Below are 7,997 nucleotides of genomic sequence, written 5' to 3'. Positions count from 1 at the left end.
ACTCGCCCAACGACCAATGACCTTCCGACCAACCCCGGCGCAGCAAGCCTTTCTCGAAGCGGCCCTCGACCCGAACGTCAAGCGCACCATCCGGGCCATCAGCCGCGCCGCTCGTGTGCATGAAAGCTCCTGGCGCATTTGCAAGCGCAACCCCGCTTTCTGCGCCTGCTATCGCCACGCCTGGGAATTGGTTGCCGCTCACTCGGCCTGGCTGCTCGACAAGATAGGCTTGGAGAAAGCCCGCACCGACTTCCGCTACTGGCAGGCGATGCAGCAGAAATACTCCTTCTCACCCCCTGGACTCCGACACCCCCCGCTCACCGTCATCGTCCGCGTCCCTGGCCCCTTTCGACCCGGGCCCCCGCCCGAAGCCCATGCTCGAAAAGCGCGAATTTTCTCTCGCTCCACGGACACTACTCCTGGCCAGCCGCCGCGGCTGGCTGAGGGTAAAGGGAGTGCGTAGCCCAACCGTAATCCTCACCAACAAAAAGGGCGCTCAGGCCCCGCCGTTGGCGGGGCAGGCGGTCTCCGGTGGTGGTTCGACAAGCTCACCACAGGTAGGATTTGCGTTTTTCGCAAGACTCAACTCTTACCGAAAGGAGACAGGTCGCCGCGGCGACAGCACTCGTTCCCTTCGCATCCGCTCAGGGCAGGCACGGTGAACCCGTTCCCTTCACTTCGTTCCCTTCGGCTTCGACCATCGGTCTGAGACCTCAGGCCTTCGCTCTGAGAGCTCAGGCTCGAAGAGGTCGAAGACTCAGGGCAGGCAGGGCAAGCAGAGTGAACGCGCTCCGGCTGGCTCAAGGTGATCGGCTCCTCTTTCCTCTCGCCTCCCGGCTCCGATGAAAGAGGACATTTCTACTTTGCACAACCAGGACATTCTCACTTTGCGGCTACACTACCCTGTGCGTGATTGACAACGACCCTGGGCGGAATTACTCTAGTTGGCATCATGGCTTCGGGTGATGTTTTTGAGGAAATTGTTCGCCTGCGGCGGTCGGGGCGCAAGGCAGCGCTGGCGACCATCGTCCACACGGAAGGCTCGATTCCGAGCTACGAGACCTCGCGGCTGCTGATCCGCGACGACGGCTCGATTGTGGGGACGGTGGGGGGCGGGTGCGTGGAAGCGGAAGTCTGGGCGGCGGCTCAGGAAGTGATGCGCGAGGAACGGCCGCGCAAGCTCACCTTTCACCTGAACAACGAGGCCAGTTATGACCACGGGCTGATCTGCGGCGGCACGGTCGAGATCTTCCTCGAGCCGATCCTTCCTCAAGCTTTTTGTTACATTTTTGGCGCCGGGCACATTTCCCTGAGCCTTTCGAAGGTGGCGACGCTTGCCGGCTTTTCCACGGTGATCGTGGACGACCGTCCGGCATTTGCCAACCGGGAGCGTTTCCCGGAAGCAAGCGATGTGATCGCCGAGGATTTTGACACGGCGTGCTCGCGCATCCAGACCAACGAGTCGTGTTTCATCCTGATCGTAACGCGCGGCCACAAGGACGACATGCGGGTGATGCGTTGGGCGGCGGGCGTGCCCAATCGCTACATCGGGATGATCGGGAGCAAGCGGAAGGTGATTTCCGTCTTCAGGGCGCTCGAAAAAGAAGGTGTCTCTTCCGAGCGTTTTGCCGAGGTGCACGCGCCGGTGGGATTGGAGATTGGCGCGCTCACCCCGGAAGAGATTGCGGTGAGCATTGTGGCGGAAATGATCGCGGTGCGCCGGCATGCCGAGGGGCTACCGAGCAAATCGGCCAGCCAATTGTATCAGCAGCTCTCGCAAGACAAGGGATAACACTAAGCCCCCAACTACTTCCGCGCCGCCCGTGGAGGCCACCATGGCACGTGGCAAGGAGAAGGGTCGGCCTGAAGGGCGCCCCTACACTTCCAGAAGAAAATTTCTGAAAAGCATGGGTGGAGCGGCAGCCGTCGCGGTGGCGATGCCCAAGCTTGGCGGCGGCTTGCTCGGTGCTGCTCAGGTTCTCGAGCAGGCTCCCGAGGCTCGAGCGCGCAAGCGCGTCCCCATCCGGCTGAGAGTCAACGGGTCGGTCTATGCGTTGCAGGTTGAGCCGCGGTGGACTTTGCTCGATGTTCTTCGGAATCATCTTCACCTGACCGGGGCCAAAAAGGTCTGTGACCGGGCCGAGTGCGGGGCTTGTACCGTGCTGGTGGGGGACAAATCCGCCAGCGGGAGTTCGGCGGGCAAGTCCGCCCACGACAAAGTGGAATTGCCGGCAAAAGAGTCTTTGGCGGGCAAGCCCGTGTATGCCTGCATGATGCTTGCGCTCGAGGCTAATGACCGCGATATCGTGACCATTGAAGGCCTGGCGCAAGGCGGCCGCCTCCATCCCGTTCAGGAAGCTTTTCTGCGCAACGATGCGCTCCAGTGCGGCTTCTGCACGCCGGGAATGATTCTGGCGGTGAAGGCCTTGCTCGAGCGGAACCCGAAGCCCTCGCTCGAGGAGATTCGCCAGGGGATTTCCGGGAACCTGTGCAAGTGCGGCACCTATACCAAAATCTTCCGCGCAGCCCGCGAGGCGGGGGAAATGATGCGCTCCGGGCAATCCGGCAGGCAGATCGCGGCGCGAGCGGGAGCCTGGCAGGCAAGGCTCTTCCCTGCCCCGTCACGCGCGGGGAGGTAGCTGATGGGCAAGAAAGTCAAGACGACGATTGAAATCGAGGGCCGCTACCAGGAAGTGGTGGTAGAAGTCCCGGAGGACGAGCCGCCGGTTTGGCCGCCCGATGCCAAACTTTCGGTGGTGGGCAGGCCTCACTCGCGCGTTGATGGCGTCGAAAAAATCACCGGACAGGCGCGTTACACCCAGGACGTAAACCTGCCGGGCATGCTCCACGCCCGCATCCTTCGCTCGCCCTTTCCGGCAGCAAGAATCATCCGCATTGATTCCTCGAAGGCGGAGAAGCTACCCGGAGTAAAGGCCGTCCTCACCCACGAAAACGCTCCCAAGATTCCGTGGTACGGGACACAGAGTTTTCTTTTGGACCCGGTCTGCCGGCATGTCGGCGATGAGGTGGCCTGCGTGGCCGCGCTGGATGAGGAAACGGCGGAAGAGGCTCTGAAACTGATTGAAGTCGAATATGAGAAGTTGCCGTTCGTGCTGGATGCGGAAAGAGCGCTTGAGGAAGGCGCCCCCAAGGTCTATCCGGGCGGCAACCTTCAGGGCGGGAAGCCCTCCGTCTATGCTCGGGGCGACGTGGAGAAAGGCTTTGCCGAGGCAGACGCGGTTGTCGAAGAAACTTTTCGGACGCAAGTCCAGGTCCACGCGTGCCTGGAGCCGCACGCGAGCGTGGCTCGCTGGGAGGGCGACAAGCTGGTGGTCTGGGATTCGACCCAGGCGGTGTTCGGGGTGCGCGAGCAACTTGCCCGAACCTTGAACCTGCCTTTGAGCCGGGTGCGGGTGATTGCGCCGTTTATAGGCGGGGGATTCGGCAGCAAACTCTGGCTGAACAAGTACACGGTGCTGGCCGCCCTGCTGGCCCGGCAGACCGGCCGGCCAGTGAAGATCAGTCTCGACCGCGAGGAAGACTGCGTCAATACCGGCAACCGGCCGTCGAGCGCGCAAACGATCAAGGCCGGTTGCAAAAATGATGGGACGTTGACGGCGCTCTTTCTCAAATCGGCCGGCCCGGTGGGGGCCTACGATTCAGGCGCGGGTGCCGGGACGCCGCTGCGGGAAATGTATCGCTGCCCAAACGTGAAGACGGAGGAGTCGAACGTCTATATCAACGCCGGCCAGGCTCGGCCCATGCGCGGCCCGGGGCACGTGCAGGGCACGTTTGCGCTGGAGCAGGTCATGGACATGCTGGCCGAGCGCATTGGCATGGACCCGCTCGCATTTCGCCAGAAGAATTACGCCACCAACAACCAGGTGCGGAACCAGCCCTATTCCAGCAAGGGCCTTGATGAAGCGTACCGGCTGGGCGCGGAGCGTTTTGGTTGGCCGGCGGCGCGAAGCCGGCCGGGCAGGAGCGACGACGCCACCAGCACGAAGAAGCGAGGGGTTGGGCTAGCATCGCAGATCTGGGGGGGTGGCGGCGGGCCGCCGGCCTACGCGGTTGTGCAATTGAACCGGGACGGCACGGCCCGGCTTCTGGCCGGCACGCAAGACATCGGTTGCGGCACCAAGACGGTGATGGCGCAGGTGGCGGCGGAAGAACTAGGCCTGCCGCTCGAGCACGTCACGATCACCGTGGCGGATACCGATGCGGTGCCCTACGGGCCGTTCAGCGGAGGCAGCATCACGGTTCCCTCGGTGGCGCCGGCGGTGCGATATGCGGCGGCGGATGTCAAGCGGCAGTTGGCGGCGCTGGCCGCCGAGCAGTTTGAAGAGAGGCTGGGGAAAGCGCCGGCCGAGCGGCTGGATTTGAGAGACGGGGTGATCTACGACACGGCGAGTCCCGACCATTCCGTGCCGATCAAGGAGGTGGCGGCGAAGATTGACCAGATGATTATCGGCAAAGGGCTGCGCGGGCCGAACCCGCCGGGGCTTTCCCTGAATACATTTGGAGTTCAGTTTGCTGAAGTGGAGGTGGACACGGAAACCGGCGAGGTGCGGGTTTTGCGGGTGGTAGCGGCGCATGAAAGCGGCCGCATCGTGAATCCGCTGACCGCCTCCAGCCAGGTTGAGGGGGGAGTGATACAAGGCATCGGCTTTGCCCTGTATGAGGAGCGAGTGCTGAACAACGCGACGGGGCGAATGGTCAACGCCAACCTGCACGACTACCGGTTGCCGACGTCCTGCGACATCCCGGAAATCGAAACCGTTTTCGTTCCGATGAGCGATCCCATTGCCAACAATGTGGGCGCGAAAGGTCTCGGCGAGCCGCCGATTATTCCTACCGCCGGGGCGATTGCCAACGCGGTGTACGACGCGATCGGCATCCGCATCACCGAATTGCCGATGACGCCGGGACGCGTTCTGGCGGCTCGCCGCGGCGAGAAGGGGGCGGCCCATGCATAGCTTCGACTACGTAAATGCCGCCACGAGCGCCAAGGCCATCGAGTTGCTGGGCACGGTGCGAGACGGCGCCAAAATCATCGCCGGCGGCACCGATCTCCTCGATGAACTCAAAGAGGGTTTGATCAAGCCCAAGCAACTGGTCAATATCAAGGCGAACGCGGGGCTGCGACGCATTGCCTTCGATCCGGCCGGCGACCTCCGTCTGGGCGCGCTGGCGACGCTATCGGAAGTGGAAGACGACGCGGTGGTTCGCAAAATGTTTCCGATTCTTGCCGAGGCCGTTGGAGTTGTGGCTTCACCGCAAATCCGGAACGTGGCCACCGTGGGCGGGAACCTGTGCCAGCGGCCGCGCTGCTGGTATTACCGCGACGAAGCTCTCCATTGCCGGCGGAAGGGCGGTCCCATCTGCTACTCGGTGGCCGGAGAAAATCAGTACCACGCGATCTTCGGCGGGGCCGGCTGCTATATCGTCCACCCCTCCGACCTTGCTCCGGCCTTGATGGCGCTCGATGCTGAGGTCCGTATTGTCGGCCCGGGCGGGCCGCGGACGATGCCGCTTGAAAAGTTTTTTATTTTGCCGCGCGTGGACATCACCCGGGAGAACGTCCTGAAGCAAAACGAAATGGTGGAAGAAATCAGGGTACCGGCGGCTGCGGCAGGCAGGGGCGGAAGATATCTGAAAGTGCGGGAGCGGAACACGTGGGATTTTGCGGTGGTAGCAGCGGCGGTGGTTCTGGACATGAGCGGCGGGGAGTGCCGGGATGCGCGGGTGGTTCTGGGGGCGGTGGCGCCGGCTCCCTGGCGCTGCTCTCAGGCAGAAGGGGTGTTGCGAGGGGCAAGGATTGACCTGGGGGTGGCGGCGAGGGCGGCAGAGGCAGCGGTGGAAGGCGCGCGGCCGATGACGCACAATGGTTACAAGGTCGCGCTCGCTCGCAATCTGGTGAAGCGAGCGATTCTCCAGGCTGCGCAAGCTCGAACGAGCTAGACGGTAATGACTTAGACGCTCATGATCGCGGGGATCATTCTGGCTGCGGGTCGTTCCTCGAGGATGGGCCGCGACAAGGCGCTGCTGGCCTATCGCGGGTCCACTTTCCTCGGCCATCTGATCGAGATCCTGCACCAGCCGCGCATCGGCTTCCTTCGCATTGTTCTTGGCGAGAATGCCGACGCCGTACGAGAAGAGATCGCCTTTGATCCCGCGCAGCTCGTTGTCAACCCCCACCCCGAGCAGCCACAGCTCGTTTCCCTTCAACTGGCCATCCGGAGCATTCCCGAACAGCTTGTGGACGGCGCTCTGGTCTGCCTGGTGGACCATCCGTGCATCGAGCGGGAAACGGTGCGGCTTCTGCTCGACCGCTACTACCAGAGCGGCAAACGCATCGTGATCCCCACCTTGGGCGGGCGTCGCGGCCACCCGGTCCTTTTCGCCGCGTCTCTGTTTGGCGAATTGCTGGCGGCGCCCCTCGAACAGGGCGCCCGCGCCGTCGTTCACAAGTTTGCCGCAAATGTCCTGGAAGTTCCGACGGAAGATGAAGGCGTGATCCTCGATATAGACGATCCGGAAAGCTATCGCCGTATCGCTTCCGCCAACGGGTGAGAATAGCGGCGGCTTCCCGTGGCGGGGATGGGATATCGGTTTCCCAACTGTCTTGCACGGGTGCGCGCGCAAACAGTGTGTGTAGAAGTTTCTTCCGCAAGATGGGTTCGCCCAGCACAACTCTGAGCCCCCAGGCTCCTGCCTGGGGGACGAAGAACAAACCCGGTGGCGGGTGCCACCGGGCTCGGCGTGGATGGGTTTTCACATAAACTCTAAAGGCGGCCGCCACGCGCTGGCCCTAAACTGGCCGCGAATTCGGTCAACGCTTTGACGCTCCTTACCTGCCTCTGGGCGTGCAGGCCGAGAGGGTCGAGCAGGACAGCATGCCATCCGGCGGCATTTGCGCCGAGATAGTCGGCGGTGTAGCTGTCGCCGATGAAGGCGGCGCGTTCCGGGTTGGTTCCGGCGCGTTGGAGGGCGAGGCGGAAAATTTCCGGGTCGGGTTTTTCAACACCCACGACACCTGAGTCCAAGATGACCTCAAAGCGGTCGCCCAGCCCGGCGGTGACCAGCGTCTCGGCCACGCTGCCGTCGCTGTTCGAGATTACTCCCAAGCGGTAGCCTGCCGCGGCGGGGCCAAGGGCCTGGGTGACCCGGAGCGCCTCCGGGGTGGTCCGGCTCCAGAGGTTGCGCCGGAGGTTCTCTTCCCACAACCGTTTGGCGGTTTCCTCCGAAGGCGGTTCGAAAGCGGCCGCGCGGCAAATCTCGCGCCAGAACCAGAGCCAGAGGCTTCCCTCTTGTTTCTCCTTGCGCAGCACACGCTCGTCAAAGGCCAGCATGGCGTGATACCAGGCGGACTGCAACCGGCTCGATGCCCCGTCAACTCTGGTGCCCAGGAGATCTACAACGCGCTCCGGATCCAAAAAGAGAAGCGTGCCGCCCGCATCAAAAAAGACCCAGTCGATGATCCGCTTCGCTGCCAAAGTGTTTCTCTTAAACCTCGACCCTGAATTCTAACAGGATGCTGAAGAAGTGGCTTATCTGTCATTGCGAGTCCCGAAGCTTCGGGACGAGGAATCTGCTTGGGGAGCTCCCGCGGTCGAAAGAAAGCATCCGCCGCGGCGGACTCGGGTCGGCCAAGAGCGCCACCCCTCGGAATGACAGCCCCGGGAGGTTGTTCAGCACCGTGCTAAATTTCACATCCGGGGGGCAGCTTCGCCAGGACCGCCCGCAGCGCATCGGCGGCGAGCTGGCTGCCATGCGCCGTGGCGGGCGGCAACCCACCCAGCGCCGCGGCAATCTCCCGATCAGTGAGCCGGCTCACGTCGGTCACGTTCCGCCCGGAAATCATTTCTGTCAGGATGGAACCGCACGCGATGGCCGCCACACACCCGACGGTTTTGAAGCGTGCGGCAACGATCTTGCCGTCCACAACCTGAAGCCCAAGCTGCATGACGTCGCCGCAAGCAGGGTTGGTCATTTCC

At 62.9% G+C, this 7,997-nt stretch carries 8 protein-coding genes; 6 read left to right on the top strand and 2 right to left on the bottom strand.

Features of this window, described 5'->3' with window-relative positions; translation table 11 throughout:
- The 6 genes from VIH17_10170 to VIH17_10145 all read left to right on the top strand — a co-directional run.
- The coding region (locus VIH17_10170; GenBank protein HEY4683598.1) for a hypothetical protein at window positions 1-463 on the top strand (463 nt) is incomplete at its 5' end.
- 489 nt (window positions 464-952) lie between these two features.
- Complete coding sequence (locus tag VIH17_10165; GenBank protein HEY4683597.1) at window positions 953-1,792, top strand: XdhC/CoxI family protein; 840 nt, start codon at window positions 953-955, stop codon at window positions 1,790-1,792.
- Window positions 1,793-1,835: 43 nt separating this feature from the next.
- Window positions 1,836-2,639, top strand: a complete 804-nt coding sequence (locus VIH17_10160) for a (2Fe-2S)-binding protein (protein ID HEY4683596.1) — start codon at window positions 1,836-1,838, stop codon at window positions 2,637-2,639.
- Window positions 2,640-2,642: 3 nt separating this feature from the next.
- Window positions 2,643-4,976, top strand: coding sequence for a xanthine dehydrogenase family protein molybdopterin-binding subunit (locus tag VIH17_10155; GenBank protein HEY4683595.1), 2,334 nt, complete (start codon window positions 2,643-2,645; stop codon window positions 4,974-4,976).
- Window positions 4,969-5,961 carry a xanthine dehydrogenase family protein subunit M gene (locus tag VIH17_10150; protein HEY4683594.1) on the top strand — a complete coding sequence of 331 codons (993 nt, stop codon included), beginning with the start codon at window positions 4,969-4,971 and terminating at the stop codon, window positions 5,959-5,961. Before VIH17_10155 ends, VIH17_10150 begins: the two co-directional genes overlap by 8 nt.
- Before the next feature lie 21 nt (window positions 5,962-5,982).
- A complete protein-coding gene (locus tag VIH17_10145; GenBank protein ID HEY4683593.1) occupies window positions 5,983-6,573 on the top strand; it encodes a nucleotidyltransferase family protein in 591 nt (196 codons plus the stop codon).
- A gap of 212 nt (window positions 6,574-6,785) precedes the next feature.
- Here the strand turns inward: VIH17_10145 and VIH17_10140 are convergent, their stop codons facing one another.
- Together VIH17_10140 and VIH17_10135 are read right to left on the bottom strand one after the other, a co-directional pair.
- Window positions 6,786-7,496, bottom strand: a complete 711-nt coding sequence (locus VIH17_10140) for an HAD family hydrolase (protein HEY4683592.1) — start codon at window positions 7,494-7,496, stop codon at window positions 6,786-6,788.
- Window positions 7,497-7,702: 206 nt separating this feature from the next.
- The coding region (locus tag VIH17_10135) for an iron-sulfur cluster assembly scaffold protein (GenBank protein HEY4683591.1) at window positions 7,703-7,997 on the bottom strand (295 nt) is incomplete at its 5' end.

Source organism: Candidatus Acidiferrales bacterium (genome assembly GCA_036514995.1).
Taxonomy (GTDB): domain Bacteria; phylum Acidobacteriota; class Terriglobia; order Acidiferrales; family DATBWB01; genus DATBWB01.
The sequence above is the reverse complement of the archived record's forward strand: the minus strand, read 5'-3'. Positions and strand labels throughout refer to the sequence as shown.